Origin of the sequence: Pseudoalteromonas sp. SS15 (assembly GCF_049257195.1) — a bacterium.
Taxonomy (GTDB): Bacteria; Pseudomonadota; Gammaproteobacteria; order Enterobacterales; family Alteromonadaceae; genus Pseudoalteromonas.
This window is the reverse complement of the sequence record NZ_JBMMUD010000002.1, coordinates 76,461-97,280: the sequence shown is the minus strand read 5'-3', so window position 1 is coordinate 97,280 and position 20,820 is coordinate 76,461. Positions and strand designations below refer to the sequence as shown.

The window sequence follows — 20,820 nt, the reverse complement described above, 5'->3', positions numbered from 1 at the left end:
GTGTCGACGCTTCTAAATTTTAGGGTAATTCACCAACTTTTAGCGAATTACACAACAACATTACTTGCTCTGCCATTGTTAAAGTTAACAATGTTATTTGCTATTTCTTTCACTAATCGTTCAATAGATTCTTTCGCCGCCCAAGCTGTATGTGGGGTCAGTATTAAATTGTGACCTTGATAATTGGCAAGGGGATTGTTTGCTTGTGCTGGTTCAACAGATAATACATCAAAACCCGCTCCTGCAATTTGGTTATTTGTCAGAATTTCAACTAAAGCTGATTCATCAACTATACCGCCTCTGGCTGTATTGATCACAAAGCTGGTAGGCTTAAGCAAACCTAAGGTCTCACTATTGAATAAATTTCGTGTTTCATCATTAAGCGGACAATGAATCGATAACACATCGGCCATCTTTAACGCTTCGATGAACGCTGTTCGGCCAGGACGAATATCATTAGCGTTCGGTCTTTCAGCAATAATGACCTGTGCGCCAAATGCTTCAGCAACTTTGCCAACCGCTTGTCCTAAGCTACCATGACCAAAAATCACAAAATTTTTACCCGACAATTCAGTGATCGAATAATCAAGGCGACAAAACATATTGCTTTGTTGCCAAAGACCATTCGCACAATCTTGCTGGTAGCGGTGAATATTAGTCATTAAGTTGCCAAGCAGAGTAAAAGTATGTTGCACGACTGATGGGGTTGAATAACCCGCGACGTTACAAACACGAATTCCTAATTCTTTAGCTGCATCAAGAGCAATGTTATTCGTACCAGTTGCAGCAACACAAATGAGTTTTAGCAAGGGTAATTCAGCTAAGGTTGTAGCATCTAGCACCACTTTATTCGATATGACAATGTCTGCATCTCTGCAGTGAGTAAGTACCTGCTCTTTATTTGTGTGCTGATATGTGGCCAATTCACCAAGAGCTGACAAAGGTGCTAGGTCAGTATTGGCGAGTGTGGCGGCATCAAGTAAGGCAATCTTCATAAATTTAATCTGCTCTGTTGACCTTGGAGTTTACTCAAAGGTTTATAATGTGCTTAATAAGTCGGGAGTGTAAGATGAAAATAGGCGAATTAGCAAAGCGTTTAGATATTAGTACGGATACTTTAAGGTATTACGAAAAGCATGGCCTACTGAGTTTTAGTGAACGCAGTGAGTCAGGTTATCGTATTTATAGTCCTAAACATGAAAAACAAATGCAGTTTATTTTAAGAGCAAAAGCAGTCGGATTTAGCCTTAAAGAAATTCAAGAATTGTTAGCAATTAAGGTAGAAAAGCAACAGCATAGCTGTGGTGAAGTGAAACAGCTTACTTTGCAAAAAAGGCAAATTGTTCGTGATAAGATAGCCGAGTTACAACGTTTCGAAAAATCTCTATCATTGTTGGCAGATGCTTGTTGTGGCGGGCCTGAGCTTGCGACCGGATGTTCAATTTTAACCACCTTGGAGGCAGCAGATGACATTGTTATCTAATTTCTGGTCTTTATTTTTAGTTTCAGCCCCTTGGTTAATGTTGGGGTTATTACTAGCAGGCCTTTTAAATATCTTCATACCTAAAAACTTTTTACAAAAACACTTAGGCAAAGAAGGTGTGTGGACGACCATTAAAGCAGCCTTAATTGGTGCGCCAATGCCATTGTGTTCATGTGGTGTTATTCCTGCCGCAGTAGGACTCAGAAGGGCTGGTGGCTCGAAAAGTGCCACTACGGCGTTTTTAGTGTCTACACCTGAAACTGGCGTAGATTCAGTGTCAGTGTCTTATGTGTTATTAGGGCCATTTATGGCGATTATCAGGCCAATAGCCGCGGTGTCGAGCGCGATAGTGGCAGGTTTATTGGTTGGTAAAGAGAAAGGGTCTGAAACAAAGCACTTAGATGAAGATGCCAAAACTGATGCATCTGATAATTCAGTATCTGTGAGTAAAAGCTGTTGTGCTCCTAAGCTAGCGGATATCGAGAGTAGCACAGAAAAGCAAACAAGTTGCAGTAGTAAAAAAGCAGAAATAGCAACAAAGCCAAAAGCATCATGCTGCGCAATGTCATCTGATGAAGTGGCATTAAAGAAAGAAGAGAAGCTCGCGACAACAAACTGTTGTGGATCGAAGAAACTAGAAGAGCAATCAAGCTGTAGTAGTAAAAAAGCAGAAACAGTAACTGATACAAAAACAGCTTGTTGTGCAACCTCATCTGAGCCTGTCATCGTAAACAACAACGAAGCGTTACTTGAAAAAACGACAAGCTGTTGTGATACAGCGCACCCAGCAGAGCCTGTGAACAACGGAACATCGTGTTGTGATAGTAAAAAAGATGAACAGCAAGCAGCGTCTTTCTTCTCCAAGATAAAGCAAGCCGTGCACTTTAGTTGTAATAAGCTACTTAGTGATACCATGGGATGGCTGATGATAGGACTGTTTTTCGCCGCACTAGTACAAACATATGTACCGACTTCATTCTTAAGTCAGTGGGGCGATGGCATTTTGGCAATGGTCGTGGTGATTTTGGTGAGTATACCTATGTACATTTGTGCGACGGCTTCTACACCAATTGCTGCAGGCTTATTGATGGCTGGTGTATCACCGGGAGCCGTATTGGTATTTATGTTGGCAGGCCCTGCAACCAACATTGCCACTTTGGGTGTGGTTGCAACTGAGCTAGGCAAACGAGCCGTGAGTGCCTACTTAACAGGTGTGATTGGTGTTGCCATTGCGTTCGGCTTTCTGACCGATTATTTAGTCGAGCAGTTTGGCTTTGAAGTTAACCCGGCACATGCCATGGAACATGAGCTAATGCCGAGTTGGTTAACCCAAGGTTTAGGGGTTATATTGTTGATTTTAATGTTGCGATTAGTTTTGATATCGTTAAAACAACGAATGAAATGATAGGCTTATCTGGTCGGAGTTGATAACCTTAGCATCCGACTGATTAGCAAGATAAAATACGACGTTTTTTTTACCCAGTAACAATGAGTAGTTTTGTGGATAAATACGCAGATATAAGACCTTACAATGATGAAGAAGTCCCAGCCGCGCTGTCTCGTCTTCTAGAAGACAACGACTTTATTGATGTAATTGCTAAGCATAATGCGCCGAGTTGGTTAAACAAATGGCCTTTCATTGCAAGACCTTTAGTGCGTAGTCAGCTACGAAAGAAGTGGGGCAATATCGCAACCGTTGAGCAAGTTCAACAAGAAGTAGCGGGTTACCTAGAGCTCTTAATCAAGCGTACCACCAGTAAAGTAACTTTCTCTGGTCTAGAAAAGCTTGATAAATCTACGCCGTATCTATTCATCTCAAACCACCGTGATATTGCTTTAGATCCAGCCATCATGAACTGGGGGCTCCACTCTCACAATATGCAAACTGTGCGTATTGCAATAGGCGATAACTTATTACAAGTGCCTTATATCAATGAGCTTATGCGTTTAAACAAGAGCTTTATCGTAAAGCGCTCGGTGAAAGCCCCAAAAGAAATGCTCAAAGCATTGAGCCAGCTTTCTGCTTACATATACGATTCTTTAGATACGGGTAATTCAATTTGGATTGCACAAAAAGAAGGCCGAGCCAAAGATGGTGTAGATCAAACTGATCCTGCGCTTTTAAAAATGCTGCAACTGCAAGGTCGTCGTTTGAAGTTGTCTTTTGAAGACTATGTAAAGCAGTTAAAAATCGTTCCGGTGTCGATTTCTTATCAATACGAGCCTTGTGCCGTTGCTAAGGCCAAAGAGCTGGTACACAAGAAAGCCCATGGCGAGTATGTCAAAGCTGAAGGTGAAGACATAGAAAGTATTATTGAGGGTATGCGCTCAGATAAAGGCCATGTGCATGTTTCGTTTGGTATGCCGATAACAGAAGAGTGTGATACACCGGAAGCGCTGGCAGCCAGTATTGATAAACAAATTATCAGCCAGTATTACTTACACTCAACAAATTACATTGCAGGTGGTCAAGAAGAAACGGTGTCTGCAGAGCTAAAGAGTGAGTTTCAAACCCGACTTGAGACTATTCCAAGCGAATTACATCAACAGATTTTGGCTATGTACGCAGAGCCTTTAAAGCGCAAAGGCGAATTTGTCTAAACGTTATTTGATTGATGAGAAGGGAGCTTTTGAGCTCCCTTTTTTATTGCATGCTTAAAGCTTGAGCTCTGATTTCTCAATTTATATTGTTGACAACAGAGGGTTAAAAAATCTAAAAATAGATTAAATACCATACATTTTTAACTTTTGTTGATGGAACAAATCGAGATTTTTGAGATCCCCAGTCCATGTAAGGGGATCTGCCAGGTCAATAATCGTGGCTACTGTAAAGGTTGTTATCGCAGTAGAGAGGAGCGTTTTGCTTGGAATACATTGACCGATCAACAAAAAAGAAAAGTAATAGCCTTGTGCCAGCAACGCTATAAACGCTATTTAACCAGTAAGAAAAAATCATCAGATGATCAAAGCGAGCAGCAAACTCCGTTTGATTTCTAACATCCTTTTTGTTTATAAATTATGTTTGCTCTTTAATTCGCGCATTTTACCTGATTGTTTAAACTGTCGCAGTGTTGCAGACAGTGCAGGCACTAGGTGTTGATGTTTCTTGTGAAGGTAATGGTACACATACTGTGAGTCTAAGGTTGTGAGCTTGATGCCAGAGTTTTGCAGTTTTTGCATATAAGGGTCTAAATAAAAACCGATGACAAGTGCTGCAGACACTTGTTTTTGCATCAATAAGTTCAATAGTGTAGACACACTTTTCACTTTATAAAGCTGACCCTTATATGGGTTAGACTCAAGATACTTGGCTGCTGCAGGATAAGTTGAATGGATAACCAATGAAGGCATATCAGACAGAGTACAGTCGTCACAAAAGCTGATTAAGTTAAGTTTGAAATCTAATAATGCTGTATCAAGGCGCAATAAATTCTGATAGGTATTACTTAAGCCTGATATTTTAGCTAATTGTCCGTCTAACACCCCTTCATTAGCGGCAACGAGCGCGCTGTCTCGGTTAAACTCTATTAGTTCAACTTCAATCCCTATTTCTTTATAAGCGAGTGATATCAGCTCCACAACATATCGAGATTGCGCAGTGTCAGCAGGGCGATTAAAGGTGAGTTTATCTGTGCTCGCTTGAATAAATGATGAAAAGAGTAACAGCAAAAATATACTTCTGTGTACCAAAAACAAATTCATTCCTTAAATATCTTATTTCACTGTTTTGTAAAATATAGCGAACTATAGCTAAAAATAGTATGGTACGCAGTCTGATTATTATGTATTTAATTTAGTGAAGCCGTTATGAGTTACAACTTGTGCAACCTACCTAGACAAGAAAAATACCAAATTCAACTCGATTACGAAGCCTCATTTTGGGCTTATCAAATCAAACGTGGTAAAAATTCTCGTGAAACAATTTACGATACTATCAATAATCGCCCACTTTCGGAACAGCAAATCTTAAAGCAAAAGTTTGAATACTACCTCAGTATGATGTTGGCAGGTTAACCTCCATGAAGGTTGAGCGCTTAGAGCAAATCGCCATTCCTTTGGTGAATAAGTTTTATCAAGCTCATAATGTGCGCGGTCGTGCTAACAAACAAGATGAAGTGTGGGTAGTTAAGAGCCAATCTATTGTTGCTGCGTGTCGTATTCAAAATAGAGCGGGCGCGTTATTTTTATCGACTTTGTTTGTTGCTGAGTCGTATCGCGGTCAAGGTATTGCAAAACAAATCATACTTAAGGTGTTATCTCAGCATACTCAGCCCATATTTACCTTTGCATACGCTCACTTAGAAGCGTTTTACCGTGCTGTTCAATTTACCTGTGTCGAAGCCTTACCAGACGAGTTAGCGTGTATGCTTAACGCTTATCGACAGCAGGGCCGAAATATCATCGCCATGAAGTATCAGCCCTAGCGGCGATTAAGGAAGGAGATAACATGAGGCTAATAATCATTGTCATTTTTTGGATATTACTGGTATGCAGCAGTGCCGTAAATGCGAGTGTTAGCCGCTTATCTCCTGCAGAAGGCTTATCACAAAGTTACGTCAATACCTTGTTACTTGATAGCCAAGGCTTTTTATGGCTTTCGACAGAAGCTGGCTTAAATCGATACGATGGCTATCGAGTACTCAATGTGTCAGGGCCTGAAGGGGTACTTGAAGAAGTTGTTCTAAATCGAATCTATCAAGATTCTCAAGAAAGGGTTTGGATAGCGACGCAAAATGTGGGCTTTTTTAGCTACGACGTGAAATCAGACAGTTATAAAAACTATTTCCCTGCCCCTAAAACTGAAGAAGACTATGTCAACTTTTCAATAAACCAAATTTTAGAAAAAGATGACAACCATATTTGGTTAGGCCGTTTTGATAATGTGGCTTTAATGCAGGTTGATACGGGCGAAATTGTTGACCAGATCCAGCTGCCTGTTTTAGAACAACGCACTTTTGTTAGGGCGTTGCTTAATCATGGCGATTTTCTTTTCATTGCTACCACTGATGGCGCGTTTGTATTCCAGCACTCATCAAAACAACTTCAGAAAATAACATACATTGACGAAGTGACACATGAATATCAGTCCAATACTAAGCGACTTTATCTTAAAGATAGCAACACCCTATTGTTGGGGGCGGTGAAAGGGTTATATGAAATAGATATTAGCGACCTTGAGCAAAAATTTGCAAGCGGATCATTTGATTGGCAATACAAAACATTGTTTTCTGACATTAATGTATGGGATATCGAGCCTCAAGATAATCATTTACTCTTAGCTACAGATAAGGGGTTAATACATTTTTGGCCAGAAACAGGTCAAAGAGTTCGCGATCAAAGACTGCTAAACAGTGAGTTTACCCTTGCTGATAGCAGCATTATGGAAATAGTGCGAGATAATCACGATGGCTTATGGTTAGCAACGAAAAGTGACGGAGCGTTTTATCTTTCAGAGCAAGTCGACCGCTTTAAAAATGTCAGCAGTTTGAATACTCAAGGGTCGGGTTTTTCACATAATACTGTTTGGCGAATGGTGGAGCTTGGGGGCTATATTTGGGCTGCAACCAATGATGGCCTCACCCGTTACGACCCTGAAAAAAATGAAACACAGATTTTTTTAAAAGGGTATTTAGGTGAAGATGTCTATCCTGAGTTTTCAATATATACACTTCACCTGTATGAAGATAAGTTATGGCTAGAAACGAATCGAGGCTTCTTTGTTTATGATCCGGTCAAAGACGAAGCAACACAACTGACAGGGCGTGACGAAGAAGAAACCAAAATTCTGCAAGATAGGCTTTATGGCGTTTATGTGTCTGAAGATGGATTTGTGTACTTTATTCATGCAGAGAATGGCTTTTTTAAGTACAGTATCAATGATAAAAAGCTGCACAAACTAGAAGGGGAGTTTGAGCAGTTTGACCCATTTTTGTCTTTTTCATTTTTAAAGCCTTTACCAAGCCACCCAACGCATCCGTTGTTTTTTACAGGCGGGACTTTGTACCGCTTTGATCCTATCTTCAATAAGTTACATGTTATTTATGCTGTACCTGACGCACACCAAGATATACCTATTATCGTGCAGTCTTACATGATAGATAAAAACAATATTCTTTGGCTGTCACTTTCTAATTACGGGTTAATCGGGCTCGACCCGCAAAGCGCTGAAAGAGTGCACACCATAAATTTAGAAGAAAATAACCTTGGCACCTTGATGTACGGGATGCAAGAAGATGATGAGGGCATGATCTGGATGTCTTCTCACAAAGGAATTTGGCGTTTAGACCCGGATAACCTTCACTTGCAGCAATTTACCACAGGAGATGGTTTACTCAGTAATGAATTTAATGGTGGTGCTGCGTTAAAGTTAGCAAACGGCAATATAGCCTATGGCTCGGTGAAAGGCTTCACCATGTTTGATCCAAAGGTTAATAGGCCCAAGAAAAACTTGTTAGACAGAGTGAATATTACTTCAGTGGAACTCATGTCTAGAAAGTTAACGCACAGTGGCTTAAAGGTCTTTGAGGAAATTGAATTAGCCCATGATGACATTGGCCTTGAAGTATCTTTCTCCGCAATGAGCTTTATATACCAAGATCGCATCGTCTATGAATACCAAATTTCAGGTGGACAAAGAATTCTAACCAGAGGTAATAACCGAGTTGTATTTCCAAAGTTAAATCCTGGTAGCTACCAGTTAAAAGTGTGGGCGAAAGATCCTCTTACCGGAGATTACACACCGCCGGCTTCGCTCGGCATTAAAGTGAATTATCCTATTTGGCGCTCGCCTTTGGCGATTGCCAGCTACGTGTTTATTATCAGCGTTTTATTTGCTTTATGGTTACGCCGAAAGCAGCGCATTGAGCAAATTTTACTGGCGGCACATAAAGAGACGCAAAATAGTGAAATGCGTTTAAAGCTTGCATTAGAAAGTAGTGACTCAGGGGTCTGGGATTGGCAATTAGACCACCACTTAATCTATCAGCCAAGGCTCACTGCTGAGCTTGGTTACAATAATGATGCAGTGACGTTAGACGAGTATTTGCAAAAAATTCACCCATTTGAGCGTAATCTTTTCAGGCTCGAATGGCTTGAATTTGTGACAACCAATAAAGGCTATTTTAATTGTACTTACCGTCTGCAGCACAAAGAGGGGCATTGGCGTTGGTATAAAGACTCGGGCAAAGTAATGGCTTGGACCAATGATGTGCCAGAGCGTGTAACGGGAACCTATACTAACTTAACCAGAGAAAAGATGTTCGCTGAGCGGGCAAGGTTGTTTGGTGCTGCCTTCGAGCAAGCCAGAGACTGGGTGTTTATTCTCGATAAACAGTTGCGCATCAAAGCCTGTAATGCAGCCTTACAACAAGCATTTAATATTGTTGAAGAACCAAAATCTAGTTCTGCGTTAAACTTAGGACTGCCAATTGCAACGCGAATGCATTATCTGCGTAAAATAAGTCAGTTAAAAGTGTCAGAATATTTTGTTGGCGAAGAGCGAGTTGGTCTTGCCAATGGTAAGCAGTGTCATGTACTTATTAAAGTGACTGCAGTATCTGATGGTAATGGTGAGCTGAGCAATTATGTGGTTGGGTTGACAGACATTAGTGCCCAAAAGGAGTCAGAACGCTCTTTGCAGCAACTTGAAAGTATCAATACAGTCACACAACTTGCAGGCAAAGCCCGTTTTATTGATTGGGTTGAGCATGCAATTAGTCAAAAAGAGATTAATCAGAGCCTAGCTGTGATGGCAATACGAGTCGACAGGCTCAAGCATTTCTATGACATTTACGGTAAATCATTCTTTGAAAGCCTTATCAAACATATTGCGAAACAATTAACACTCAGTCTTGGACAACAAGTGAATATCGCATTTGCGAATGGTCGTGAATTTATGGTGTTGTTGGAGCGATTAACTGAGCCTGCTGAGGCGACCCAATGCATCACAAAAATAAAGAAGCAGTTTGAGCATGCACAATTAATTGATGGTCATAACATTCAGCTTATGCCGTTCATTGGTGTCGCAAGTTACCCTGAAGATGCAGATAACGCTGAAGAACTATGTCAAAAAGCGCGTATGGCACTTAATCATGCAATGGATGAGAAAAGTAGAGACTATCAATTCTTTACGCGAGCCATGCAAACCCGTGCAGAGCGAATTTTTGCGATCGAGCAAAGCTTGATGGCGTCTCTGAAAGAAGGAAACTTCATAAATCAGTATCAGCCAATCTTGAATTACCAAACCCGGCAAGTAGAGGGGCTCGAAGTTTCATTAAAATGGCCATCATTAGATGATTACTCTCAAGACGATGTGAATGATGTGGCCAAGCAAATTGGTGCCAGTCATCGACTTTTATTACACGCCTTGAGTGCTGGCCTTATCGAGTTAAAACAATGGCACTTACATCACCCGAATCTTTATTTAGCAGTTAACTTAACGGCAGCAGATTTGGTGCAAAGTGATCTGTTAAGTCGCATTGCGAATGTTATCTCGCGCTGTAATATTGGCGCTGAACACGTGGTGATTGAGATCACTGAAGCACAGACGGTGGTGAATTCAGAGCAAACCCTAAATTTGATGACCCAACTCAAGTCGATTGGTTGCCAAATTCACATTAATGGCTTTGGTTCTGAGTTTGCATCATTGGCCTCAATGCAAAGCCTGCCAGTCGATGCTTTCAAGATAGCGCCTGCGCTTATCAATCAAAAGAATGGCGATCAAGCGGTGATTGCTCACGCCGTTATTAGCGTTGCAAACTTGCTTGAAAAGCGTTGTATCGCAGAAGGTGTAGTGAACGCTGGGCAGATTAATAAACTCAGAGAAATAGGCTGTGATATTTTCCAAGGCCCAATCTATGGCGATGCCGTTACAGGTGATTATGTGGCAAACATGCTAGATAAAGCCTGGTATGTGTTTACACCAGAGGCCTCAGCAGAGGCAAAGGTTTAAAGCAAAAAGTCGTTTATCTATGATAAGTATTTTTTGGGGGTATATCGCTGTGGCCTTAAAGTTTGTGGCCACAGTGTCTGCAATATTGGCTATGCACCCGTTTGCTGGTCATGACTTTGATTGCTTGATTCGCTTCTGCTGCGCTTAAGCCTAATTCGACTCTCAGAGCCTCAAGGTGCGCGCGCTCTTCTTCATCGACATGACCGTCTATTAAACTGTGTAACACCGCTTCATGAAAGACTTCACGGCGTTTACGTAATTGCTCTGCAAAACTCGATGCTAATAAACCGGTTGGTATGGCGACCATGCCCATGCTTAACATGGTAATGACCCCCCCAAAGAAACGTCCTAGTGGTGTAATTGGCACCACATCACCGTAACCAACTGTGGTTAGAGTGGCCATAGCCCACCACATGGCATCAGGTATTGAGCCAAACTTATCGGGTTGAACATCGTGCTCAATAAGATAAATACCGCATGACGCCATGATAAGCACCACAGACATAATAAAAAAGGCCGCCATTAAACTGCTGGCTTCTTCTTTAAATGCCGCCAGTAATAACTGCATGGCTTTAGAATAACGGGTGAGTTTGAATATTCTTAGTAATCTAACAACACGTAAGAAACGCAGATCAAAGCTGAAGAACATCATCAGAATGGTAGGCGCGATGGCCAGTAAATCAATTATCGCAAGTGGTGTCAGTGCATATTTAAAACGCTTTTTAAGGTTTGAGCCTTTAACTTGTTTGTATTCGATTTTATCGACACAAGACCATAACCTTGCTAAATACTCCATTGTAAATATGGCGACAGAACCAATCTCTATAACAAGAAAAGCAGTGTGATAAGCCTGAGCAAGTGACGCGACTGACTCTAAAACAATGGCGATCACATTAACCATGATTAAACAGATCAAAAATACATCGAGTATGTGACCTGCTTTTTGGTGACGGCCGCTACTTTCAAGTAATTCAGCAACTTTTTGTCTGGTTGTTAGCATAATTTATTGTTGTGATTCATCTAACTTCAAAACCATATTAATGGTTCCCTCTTCAAAGTCACGGGTTACTTTAAAGCCAAGGCGCTTAGAAAGCTCAATCATGCCGGTATTTTCGGGTAAAGTTATCCCTTCAACAACGCCCACACCTTGGCTGCGGCAATACTCTATGGCTGCATTCATAAGTAGTTTACCTAGCCCTAGGCCTTGGCTTCCTGAGCGAACGACAACCGCAAATTCTGCAGACAGGTTATCAGGGTCCATTAATACGCGAGATACTCCCAGCGTGCGATAAGCGCTTTTGTGAGGAGCAGAGACAATAAACGCCATTTCTCGGTCGTAATCAATTTGCGTCATTTTAGCCAATTGTTCATGGTTGAACTCAGGCAGTTCACCAAAGAAACGTTTGTATCTGTCTTCTTTGGTCAGCGACTGATCAAATTCTTGGTGGGCGCGCTCATCTTCAGGGCGTATTGGTCGTAAAACAGCTGCTTGGCCGTCTTTTAAGGTGACCTTCTGCTCCCACTCTTTCGGATAAGGTTTAATAGCTAAACGTTTACGATTGGCTTTGGCCTGATAAGGGCGAAGCTGTATGGCGGCATCTAGCACTAAAAATTGCCCTTCACTGGCAAGCACAGGGTTCAGCTCTAAATTATAAATATCGGGTTGATCAACCAATAATTGTGAAATACGCGTCAGCAGGGCACATAGACGATATTTATCGACTTTATCGGGTAAGGTGCGCTCTTTTAGCACGCCTTTATCTTGCGCTGCGGCGATTAAATATTTTGCCAAGTTCATATTAAGTGGAGGGAGGGCTACCGCTGCTTGAGAGAACTCTAATCCGGTACCTGCTTCACCTAGTAATATGACAGGACCAAAGCCCGGCTCAGTTTTGATGGCAATACGCAGTTCTTGTGCACCCGCTCTTGGCGCCATACGCTGCAATGAAAACCCTTCAATAATTGCATCAGGGTAGGCTTCTTTAATACGTAACAAGATGGCAAAGGCATTTTGCTCGACTTCATTGCCATCATTTAAATTCAGCACCACGCCACCCACTTCAGACTTTGAGGGAATAGACGGACTGATAAGCTTTAATGCCACAGGAAAACCCAGTTGCTCAGCTTGCTCTTTTGCTTCGCTTGGTGTGAGCGCAATTTCAGTTTGAATACACTCAATTGAATAGTGTGATAAAACTCTACGAGCAAGGTGCGTTGATAAGTGGGTATGGCCTTCAGCGATAAATTCAGCAATCTCATGCTTTGCCGCTTGGCTATTGATTAATAGGTCGCTACTGATCGACTCCGGCGTTTGTGTTAAATGCTTTTGGTTACGGCGATAACTCACTAAGTGCATAAATGCGCCAACAGCGCCTTCGGGTGTGCGATAGGTCGGAATTGAATGTTCCGCACACACATAGCGCGCTTCATAAGCCGCATACTCACCCATAAATACGGTCATTACATAAGGGCGAGCCATTTTTGGAATTTTTTCTAAGGCGTTGGCGATGATCTCTGCGTATTCTTCGCTCGGTGCAAGCGCTGAAGGCGTGTGGATGATCAGTAAGTTTTTCACTTCAGGCGCTTTAAGTAATATCTCCAGCGCTTGTTGGTAGCGTTTTGGTGATGAGTCACCAAATAAATCGACGGGGTTATAGATTTTCTCAGCCTGAGGAATGACTTTATTTAATGCTTCACGAGTTTGGTCGCTTAACTCCGCCAGTTTTCCTGAGCCTTGTAAAAGTGTATCAACGGCCATAATACCCGGGCCGCCGCCATTGGTGAGAATGGTCAATTGTTCTACTTGTAACAGTTTAGGGTGAAGCGCCAAGGTCTGTGTGGCAGCAAAGAGCTCACGTAAATCATTTACCCTTAGCATACCCGCACGTTGGAACATGGCATCGTACACCGCGTCGTCACTGCTTTGACCGCCAGTATGAATATACGCTGCTTCTGCGCCAGCGCGGGTACGACCTGTTTTAATTACCAAGACAGGTTTACTGAATGCAGCGGCTCGCGCGGCAGAAATAAAACGGCGAACGTCATCAATGTTATCGATATACAGTAATATCGCGCGCGTTTTGGCATCTCGGCCTAAAAAGTCCAATAACTCATCAAAGTCGATATCAATACAATCGCCGACAGAAATAAAGTATGAAAAGCCAATACGCTTATTCTGCGCCCAATCTAGAATCGTTGAGCACACTGCTGCCGATTGTGAAATAAACGCCAATTTGCCTGGCTCAGCGACAGTATGTGAAAAGCTGGCATTTAAACCTAAGTGAGGAATGAGTAAGCCTAAACAGTTTGGTCCAAGTAGAGTCACGCCAGCTTCTTTTGCAGTCTGTTTAAGGGCGCTCTTTTGTGCTTGGTTTGCACCTGAGGCAATAATAATCGCATGTTGACAGCCAAGCTCACCGAGTTCGATGATGATTTGTTCTAAGGTATTTTTGTTGGTACAGATAACAGCAAGATCAGGTGTTTGCGGCAGCGCTTTTATGTTGTGGTAGGCAAGTACACCATGCACCGCTTTATGCTTTGGAGAAACCGGCATGATAGGCCCCTTAAAGCCACCTTGAAGTAAGTTGCGCATAACCACAAAGCCTGCACGCCCCGCATTATTTGACGCACCAATGACAGCAACTGACTTAGGATTAAAAAACTGGCTGATCCGCTTAACACTCATCTTCTGTTCCTTACCAAACATTTTTTATAACTTTAACACGTAACAGGGCACAGAAAAGTTGATTTAAGTTAGCGTTGTCATTAAATAACTGTCTTTATACCAAAGTCTTATTTATATGACTTTTTAAGTGGGATGTTTTAGAGCACTTGTTTTCATGTATTTTTGAAAAATGCTCTGATTAGCTTAATTAATCATAGAGCCTAAGCGGTTTTAAAAGGTCGATATTTTGCTTGCGCTTGCGCTTTGGAACGTTGGTTCTATAGCTGTTTTCATTGTTATGAAAACACGTACAAACAATGAAAAACTCAAATGTGGACAAGGATCAAATGAAGGCTTGAAATGAAAAAAGTAATATATATTTTGTTGCTGACTTGCTCGAGTGTACTTTGGGCTAACCCAATAAATTGGAAGAATGTACATCAAATACTAAATGGAAATAATGCACATTTGGTAAAAGACGCGATCAATTTTCTCAAAAACGAACAAAGCCCTAAAGCATTCCATGCGTTAGGGATCATTTATGGTTTTGATGAATTTGGGATAAAAGATAGAAAAAAAGGCCTAGAGTATTTAAGTAAGTCAGCTAGCAGTGGCTGGAAGGACGCATATGTTGATTTAGGTACATTGTATTTTCTTGATGGCAATTTTGTGAAAGCGGCGGAAACTTACCAACAAGCAATAAAGAAGTATGATGATGTATCAGCTAAGGAATCACTTTACCTTCTTTATAATAATGAGCACCTTAATTACGACGAATATGCCGAAGAACTGCTGAATGAATTAGTGGCTCTTAATAGAACTGATTTTATATTGATCAAAGCTGATATGGATATAATTGAAAGTATTGATATGAAAAATATGCAGTTAGCAAATGACACTCTTAAGTTGCTTTCAAATTGTGAGGCCTTTGGGGATATCGAAGCGAAAAGTTACTGCCATCACTTAATAGCAAAGCTACATTTAGTTGAGGTTTCTCCTATATACAATATGGCAAAAGGAGTAGAACATTTACGCACTAGCGCAAAGCTTGGTAATGAGCTTTCTAAGTCTATGTATCAAAATTATATGGAGTTAGAAAATTAAACAGTAAAACCCCCTGAGATCGGCTTATAGCAAGGCATTCACCTTTTATTTAATACAAGACTTAACAAAAAGGCATTTAAATGACAAAACATGGGGTTTAAACGTTATTATTTTTTAATTGCTTATACTTATTCCTTTACATCCAAATTATAATCTTGCTTTTTTAGAACATGCCAAAATTAAGCTGAATCAAACAATAAACCTACCTTTTCTTCGGTAACCACTTCTCCATAGCAGCATCAAAAGCTTTCTCAATTTTATCTTTCTCACACTTATAAGGCAGGCCTTGCCAAGTGGTCGGCAGGCTTGAGTCGATAGAACGGTTATTTGGATCTATTTGGTTTTCTTTATAGCAATACGCGCCTTTTTTAAATTCTTTATAGGTTGGCCCTTCATAAACCATTTTTGGCATGTCTTTATTTTCGCGTGCTTCTTTGTGTGTTTTTGGGGTTGAGATCCGGCCATTGCCAAAACGTTCAACGGATTGAGTGGGGTCACCAGATTGCTGCGTGGAGAAGTAGTCATGCTCACCTGAGCGGATGTTATCGAGTGCTTTGAACGGATCTATCCTCGGTTTTTCTAAGTTGTTTTTGTTTGTGTCATTCACTTGAATTGCTTCTGCCGCTTGCTGAGTCTCTATCACTTCGGTTTGCACGACAGGGGGTTGTGAAGTGACTTGTGTTTGCTCAGATGCCACTTTTTCATTAGCTTGTTCAGCTTGTTCAGCTTGTTCAGCTTGTTCGGCTTGTTCGGCTTGTTCGGGCTCTACTTTAACTTCAACTTCTACCTTGCTTTCAGGTTCTTCTATCACTAGGTAAGTTTTCATTGTAGGCTGTGGTTTTGGTGGAATAGGCAGAACAAATTGCTTGTGTAAGAAATAGATAATAGCAATATGTAAAAATACCGATACTATCAGTGATATTTGCCAACCTTTTAACACACCAAAACTCTCCCTAATCTAGATACGAGTTTGAACCTATTCGGTTTAATTAGTTCATTTATCAGGTAAAAATTGACAAAAAATAGATAAATGTGATTTTTGTAAAAAACACAAATCCAAAACGCAAATAGCAGCGTAAACGTCATTCATTATCATTTAGTAATTAATCTTTTTAAAATTGTATATGGAGTGAATGTGAAATTTTCGTTGTCTCTTATCGCGCTTTCTTTGGTTGCTAATCATGCTATGGCACAAGATGCTCAATCAGATATTGAAAAAATCGAAGTCAGTGGAAAATACTTAGCGTCGGATGTATCTAATTCAGTTAAAACACCCACGCCTATTATAGATGTACCGCAGAGCTTATCAGTATTAACGGCTCAGCAGTTGTCTCAACGTGGTATTTCAAACATTGGGCAAATTATTGATTATTTACCGGGCGTAAATACTACGCAAGGTGAAGGGCACCGTGATGCCATTGTATTTCGGGGCGTTCGTTCTACTGCTGACTTTTATATCGATGGTCACAGAGATGATGTGCAATATTACCGCTCTCTTTACAATGTTGAGCAAGTCGAAGTACTAAGAGGGCCGAATGCACTATTGTTTGGTCGTGGTGGTACGGGTGGCATTTTAAACCGCGTTAGCAAAAAAGCGCAGTTGTCAGATAGTTTTGCTGGTTACAATTTGTCTTTAGACAGTTTTGGTGGCACGAGCACGCATTTAGACGTTAACCAATCGGTGTCTGATGAAGTGGCATTTAGGGTCAATGCCATGTTTGAAACACTTGAGAACCATAGAGATTTCTACGACGGTGAGCGCCTCGGCATTAACCCAACTGCGCGGTTTGTGCTGTCTGATACGACGACTCTAGACACCTCTTTTGAGTATATTGATCATGAACGTTTTATTGATCGTGGTATTCCATCCAATTCTGAGGGGCGTCCGGCAGAGGAGTTATTGGATATTGTGATTGCCGATCCTCAGAATAATTATCACACAACGAAAGGACGTACATTCAATACGGCATTACAGCATTATTTTAGCGATTCAATGAAAGCCAATGTCAGTGTATTTTATGGCGCTTATGACAAGGTATACGCAAACTTTTATGCTACGGGCTATGACGCAAGTGAAAATAAAGTCCAGCTAGATGGTTACCTAGATGAAACCACACGTGAAAACTTAATTGTCACCAGTAACTTGGTGAATGAGTTCACAACGGGTGGGTTTGAACATACTTTGATTGTCGGTGGCGAATATATTGAGACCGAATCAGATCAGTACCGTTTTAATCCTGTCTGGAGTAGCAATCAAAGCGACAAAGAGTGGTTTAGTGTTGCACGTCCACTTAATCTCGATGGTTTTGTTGGTATGAACGCCGATGGTCAAGCTGTCTCAACGAACTTCTCTGAAGACTTAAACGACGATACCCGTGTAGATTTAGAAGTCACCTCTTTCTATGTACAAGATCAAATAGCGATTAATGCGCATTTTGATCTTGTGCTTGGTGCCCGTTACGACCGTTTTGACATTGCTGTTGTGAATATGAAAAGTGCCACCAATGAGCAAAGAACGCGTGTCGATACAGAGGTGTCACCACGTTTAGGCGCAATTTATAAGCCAGCTGAAAATGTCTCTTTTTACTGGAGTTACAGCGAATCATTTATGCCACGCAGCGGTGAGCAGTATACTGACATTAATGGAGACAAAGATAAGCTTAAGCCAGATACCTTCGAGAATAACGAAATTGGTTTGAAGTGGGATTCAGACAGTGGTTTAAGTCTCACAACGGCATTTTTCAGAAATACACAAAGCTCGCCGCAACCTGCTGATGATGACCCTGCAACGCTCGATGTTGTTGACTCAGATATAGAAGGTTTTGAGATCCAGTTATCAGGGCAGATCACTGAAGGCTTATCTATCTCTACCAACTATGGTTATCTGAAAGGCGAAGTGGTTAATCGTGATGGGCTAACAGAGCTAACGCCACGCGAGTTACCGAAAAATAAAGCGTCACTTTGGGCGCAATATCAGGTAACAGAGCAGCTAGATATTGGCATTGGCGCTATGTATCAGGCAAAAACTTATATGAATACCTCTAACAGCGCATTTTTGCCGAGTTACACCCGTTATGATATGTACGCAAATTATCAATTAAGTCATGACTATAAGTTGCAACTTAAGCTAGAGAATTTGACCGATAAGGTGTATTTCCCAAATTCTCATTCAACCCATCAGGCATCTGTAGGTCAGCCATTTAATGCGAAGCTTACTTTCTCAGGCCGTTTTTAATTAACGTTGTTTATGACAAAAAAGAGGCCGAGGCCTCTTTTCTTGTTTTAATGGTCTCGATAGCTAAAGTCATCTTCACCAAGGTGCTTGCGTAATTGGCGCTGCTCTAAATAATCGTCGAGCTTTCTTTTGACTTGTCGCTTGTGCGAGTTTTGGGTGTTGCGATGATGCTCTTTAGCATAGTCAGGATCAAAGTCATCATCAAAAGCGTCATAAGAAAAAGTTTTACCCACAATGCTCTCCAAAAATAGGTAAATAAAGAGTTGTCTGAATGTCTCGGCGCAAGGGTTTGGCCTTAACGTTTTCAATTGACTATTTACCGTGAAATCTTATTTTTGAAAAATGACTTATTTTTATCGTGAAGTTAAAAAAGTTTTATCCGTTTTCTTTGATACCTGCTTGTACCTATTATCTTTTCATTTATGTTACATTTTATAAACTTCGGATAGACCTAATTAAATAGTAAAAGCTTTTAAGGAAATAAAGGTGAAAAAAATAATTGGAACTAGCATTTTTGCAACTCTAGCAGCTCTTTTTGTGCTTTTGAGCAGTCAAGAAGCGGTACTCTCGGAACAAGTCGATGTACTTCAAGCTAATAATAACAAAGGAACAGATATAGAAGAACTCCCCAAGCAGGCTAATTTAGACACCAAAAAAGTTTATAAATATTTACCTTTTCCTGCCAACGCACCGAATGAAGACGAATGTCTAAATGTTCATGTAGAGAAGAATCTACTAACGGAAAAGTTTACATCTAATTTAGAAAAGTCAGCATATGATTCAATGAAACAGGGAAATGATATCAATCATATTGCCGATGCTATTTGGGATGCATATGGTTGGCAAAAAGCGCAAGAGTGGTATTACAATGCTCGTGTTATGCAGACATTGCATGCTAAGCAAGATGTATTTAAAAAGCTTGATGGGAGTGACAGCCTTATCCGTCGATTAGCTCTTACCGAACAGGCTACCGAGTTACCAAATTTTGAGCATGAGCTCGCAATGATTTGGTCAAACTATCAGGTTAAGGAACTTGAAAAAGCGATTGTGGATGGAGAAAGTGATGAAATAATTTTTGGGTTATTGAGCCAAAAACTTTCTTCCGTCCCTCATACTATTTTAAATGACCCTTTTGTGAGCCCTTTCACAAGCCTTGCAATCGGTTTAGTTAAAGCGAGACGTTACAGTTTGTCCGCAAAAGTGTTGACTGAATACCCTAACTTAGCTCTAAGACAAGGTAAGTATGAGTCAAGGCTTCAAGTTTCTATTTTGAAAGAGCTCGGCATCACAGAAGTTTTGAAATCTGAGGAATTAAGTGACGTTACCGCGCTGATAGAAGCCTCTAATATTTTACAAGACACAATTTATTACCCGCATATAGATCTGAGATTTTTCAATAATGAAGTTGTCAAAGACACGTTAGTAAACCTAAAAAATAAAGGCTTTAACGTTCATTACATTCATACAAATGAGTTAAAACCGGAGCGTGTTAACCTAAATCTAAACTTGCCGGAGCAAACACTTCCTGCCGATAGCCAAGCTAAGCTTGATTTGTGTAAAGAGAAAAGGGGGTGGTGGAGGAGTCGACAATTTAAACATCAGGCGCTTGATAAGTTCGAGTCTTCAGCATTTATCAAACAATTAACGTCTTCTCCTGAATACCAGTATTGTCAGGCTATGAAAAATAGCAATGAGGGCATTGAAATTTTATTAAAAAATAAAGAATTAAAAGCAGTTTCTATAATAAAAAGTTACATAAGAGAGAATAATATCTCTAGTCTTGATGCTGTTTCATTGGAGGATTTTGCAGAAAAAGAGGTGTCACAATTAGACAAAGATGTTTTAGTTTTACTTTTGTCTGAGCAATACCTAGGTGCAAATAAATATTCACAAAAGGAAGTGTTAGATAAATTCAAGGCTGTGAATTTGACCTTATCAAATCAGCATTTATACATTTTACCCATTTTTATTAAAAATGGTGGTGCGGTTACTTTGTGGCTTGATGAAGTAACGCCTTCACAAGAAGAAGTGACTCTCCTATTAAACGCGCTTGCAGAAGAAGCCGATTTTGAAAAGTTCTCCCTAGTAAAGAGTAAATTTTCGGAAAATGTAAATGATGCGGCTGAATTAGATCATTTTTATTTCTTCCTAAAAGGGTTTAGTAGCTTTTCTTTCTCATTTGGTGGCAATGATGCATCACGTCAAAATCAAGATTTTGTGGCGTATTTTCAGCAAAACGGGTATCGAGTAGAAGACCATCATAGACGTGTGATGTTTAAACATAAGGAAAGCAACGCCGAAGATTATCAATTTTTAGTAAGTGCATTTCCAGATTTAGAAATATCAACAGTACCTGAATATTTTGAGGTGAATTGTCTTTAAAT

16 protein-coding genes are annotated in these 20,820 nt (G+C 40.6%); 10 read left to right on the top strand and 6 right to left on the bottom strand.

Going from position 1 to position 20,820, the window contains the following annotated elements:
* Positions 1 to 47 precede the first annotated feature (47 nt).
* Entirely contained in the window at positions 48 to 995 is a 948-nt protein-coding gene (locus AAEU28_RS04650) for a D-2-hydroxyacid dehydrogenase (RefSeq protein WP_421963155.1), read from the bottom strand.
* Positions 996 to 1,069: 74 nt separating this feature from the next.
* Here AAEU28_RS04650 and zntR point away from each other — a divergent pair, with 74 nt between their 5' ends.
* The 4 genes from zntR (at position 1,070) to AAEU28_RS04630 (ending at position 4,480) form a co-directional block, all read left to right on the top strand.
* On the top strand, positions 1,070 to 1,483 hold the full coding sequence (gene zntR, locus AAEU28_RS04645; RefSeq protein WP_421963154.1) for a Zn(2+)-responsive transcriptional regulator: 414 nt from the start codon (positions 1,070 to 1,072) through the stop codon (positions 1,481 to 1,483).
* Positions 1,467 to 2,888: an SO_0444 family Cu/Zn efflux transporter gene (locus AAEU28_RS04640; protein ID WP_421963153.1), complete on the top strand. Its 1,422-nt coding sequence runs from the start codon at positions 1,467 to 1,469 to the stop codon at positions 2,886 to 2,888. Before zntR ends, AAEU28_RS04640 begins: the two co-directional genes overlap by 17 nt.
* A gap of 95 nt (positions 2,889 to 2,983) precedes the next feature.
* Positions 2,984 to 4,084, top strand: a complete 1,101-nt coding sequence (locus AAEU28_RS04635) for a 1-acyl-sn-glycerol-3-phosphate acyltransferase (protein ID WP_421963152.1) — start codon at positions 2,984 to 2,986, stop codon at positions 4,082 to 4,084.
* Between the two features lie 153 nt (positions 4,085 to 4,237).
* Positions 4,238 to 4,480 carry a DUF1289 domain-containing protein gene (locus AAEU28_RS04630; protein WP_421963151.1) on the top strand — a complete coding sequence of 81 codons (243 nt, stop codon included), beginning with the start codon at positions 4,238 to 4,240 and terminating at the stop codon, positions 4,478 to 4,480.
* 12 nt (positions 4,481 to 4,492) lie between these two features.
* On the opposite strand, the gene AAEU28_RS04625 is transcribed toward AAEU28_RS04630, so the two are convergent.
* Complete coding sequence (locus AAEU28_RS04625; protein WP_421963150.1) at positions 4,493 to 5,152, bottom strand: substrate-binding periplasmic protein; 660 nt, start codon at positions 5,150 to 5,152, stop codon at positions 4,493 to 4,495.
* Between the two features lie 138 nt (positions 5,153 to 5,290).
* Here AAEU28_RS04625 and AAEU28_RS04620 point away from each other — a divergent pair, with 138 nt between their 5' ends.
* From AAEU28_RS04620 to AAEU28_RS04610, 3 genes are read left to right on the top strand one after another with little or no spacing between them, the layout of a single operon-like run.
* The gene (locus tag AAEU28_RS04620; protein ID WP_058030613.1) at positions 5,291 to 5,497 is read left to right on the top strand and encodes a DUF3283 family protein; all 207 of its coding nucleotides are present in this window, start codon (positions 5,291 to 5,293) and stop codon (positions 5,495 to 5,497) included.
* A 5-nt stretch (positions 5,498 to 5,502) separates the two neighbouring features.
* Positions 5,503 to 5,907: a GNAT family N-acetyltransferase gene (locus tag AAEU28_RS04615; RefSeq protein WP_421963149.1), complete on the top strand. Its 405-nt coding sequence runs from the start codon at positions 5,503 to 5,505 to the stop codon at positions 5,905 to 5,907.
* A 23-nt stretch (positions 5,908 to 5,930) separates the two neighbouring features.
* A complete protein-coding gene (locus AAEU28_RS04610) occupies positions 5,931 to 10,433 on the top strand; it encodes an EAL domain-containing protein (protein ID WP_421963148.1) in 4,503 nt (1,500 codons plus the stop codon).
* A 55-nt stretch (positions 10,434 to 10,488) separates the two neighbouring features.
* Here the strand turns inward: AAEU28_RS04610 and AAEU28_RS04605 are convergent, their stop codons facing one another.
* Positions 10,489 to 11,433 carry an ion transporter gene (locus tag AAEU28_RS04605; protein WP_421963147.1) on the bottom strand — a complete coding sequence of 315 codons (945 nt, stop codon included), beginning with the start codon at positions 11,431 to 11,433 and terminating at the stop codon, positions 10,489 to 10,491.
* 3 nt (positions 11,434 to 11,436) lie between these two features.
* Positions 11,437 to 14,118, bottom strand: a complete 2,682-nt coding sequence (locus AAEU28_RS04600; protein ID WP_421963146.1) for a GNAT family N-acetyltransferase — start codon at positions 14,116 to 14,118, stop codon at positions 11,437 to 11,439.
* 339 nt (positions 14,119 to 14,457) lie between these two features.
* Between AAEU28_RS04600 and AAEU28_RS04595 the strand changes: the two genes are divergently transcribed.
* A complete protein-coding gene (locus tag AAEU28_RS04595; protein ID WP_421963145.1) occupies positions 14,458 to 15,201 on the top strand; it encodes a hypothetical protein in 744 nt (247 codons plus the stop codon).
* Positions 15,202 to 15,403: 202 nt separating this feature from the next.
* Here AAEU28_RS04595 and AAEU28_RS04590 read toward each other — a convergent pair whose 3' ends face one another.
* On the bottom strand, positions 15,404 to 16,141 hold the full coding sequence (locus AAEU28_RS04590) for a hypothetical protein (protein ID WP_421963144.1): 738 nt from the start codon (positions 16,139 to 16,141) through the stop codon (positions 15,404 to 15,406).
* Positions 16,142 to 16,336: 195 nt separating this feature from the next.
* Between AAEU28_RS04590 and AAEU28_RS04585 the strand changes: the two genes are divergently transcribed.
* Positions 16,337 to 18,436, top strand: a complete 2,100-nt coding sequence (locus AAEU28_RS04585; RefSeq protein ID WP_421963143.1) for a TonB-dependent receptor — start codon at positions 16,337 to 16,339, stop codon at positions 18,434 to 18,436.
* 47 nt (positions 18,437 to 18,483) lie between these two features.
* Here AAEU28_RS04585 and AAEU28_RS04580 read toward each other — a convergent pair whose 3' ends face one another.
* Positions 18,484 to 18,669 carry a PA3496 family putative envelope integrity protein gene (locus tag AAEU28_RS04580; protein WP_421963142.1) on the bottom strand — a complete coding sequence of 62 codons (186 nt, stop codon included), beginning with the start codon at positions 18,667 to 18,669 and terminating at the stop codon, positions 18,484 to 18,486.
* A gap of 253 nt (positions 18,670 to 18,922) precedes the next feature.
* Here AAEU28_RS04580 and AAEU28_RS04575 point away from each other — a divergent pair, with 253 nt between their 5' ends.
* On the top strand, positions 18,923 to 20,818 hold the full coding sequence (locus AAEU28_RS04575) for a hypothetical protein (RefSeq protein ID WP_421963141.1): 1,896 nt from the start codon (positions 18,923 to 18,925) through the stop codon (positions 20,816 to 20,818).
* Positions 20,819 to 20,820: the final 2 nt, after the last annotated feature.

Coding starts and splice junctions, on each gene's coding strand:
- zntR (WP_421963154.1), top strand. CDS start 1,070: ATGAAAATAGGCGAATTAGCAAAGCGTTTAGATATTAGTACGGATACT.
- AAEU28_RS04640 (WP_421963153.1), top strand. CDS start 1,467: ATGACATTGTTATCTAATTTCTGGTCTTTATTTTTAGTTTCAGCCCCT.
- AAEU28_RS04605 (WP_421963147.1), bottom strand. CDS start 11,433: ATGCTAACAACCAGACAAAAAGTTGCTGAATTACTTGAAAGTAGCGGC.
- AAEU28_RS04620 (WP_058030613.1), top strand. CDS start 5,291: ATGAGTTACAACTTGTGCAACCTACCTAGACAAGAAAAATACCAAATT.
- AAEU28_RS04650 (WP_421963155.1), bottom strand. CDS start 995: ATGAAGATTGCCTTACTTGATGCCGCCACACTCGCCAATACTGACCTA.
- AAEU28_RS04600 (WP_421963146.1), bottom strand. CDS start 14,118: ATGAGTGTTAAGCGGATCAGCCAGTTTTTTAATCCTAAGTCAGTTGCT.
- AAEU28_RS04595 (WP_421963145.1), top strand. CDS start 14,458: ATGAAAAAAGTAATATATATTTTGTTGCTGACTTGCTCGAGTGTACTT.
- AAEU28_RS04610 (WP_421963148.1), top strand. CDS start 5,931: ATGAGGCTAATAATCATTGTCATTTTTTGGATATTACTGGTATGCAGC.
- AAEU28_RS04630 (WP_421963151.1), top strand. CDS start 4,238: ATGGAACAAATCGAGATTTTTGAGATCCCCAGTCCATGTAAGGGGATC.
- AAEU28_RS04615 (WP_421963149.1), top strand. CDS start 5,503: ATGAAGGTTGAGCGCTTAGAGCAAATCGCCATTCCTTTGGTGAATAAG.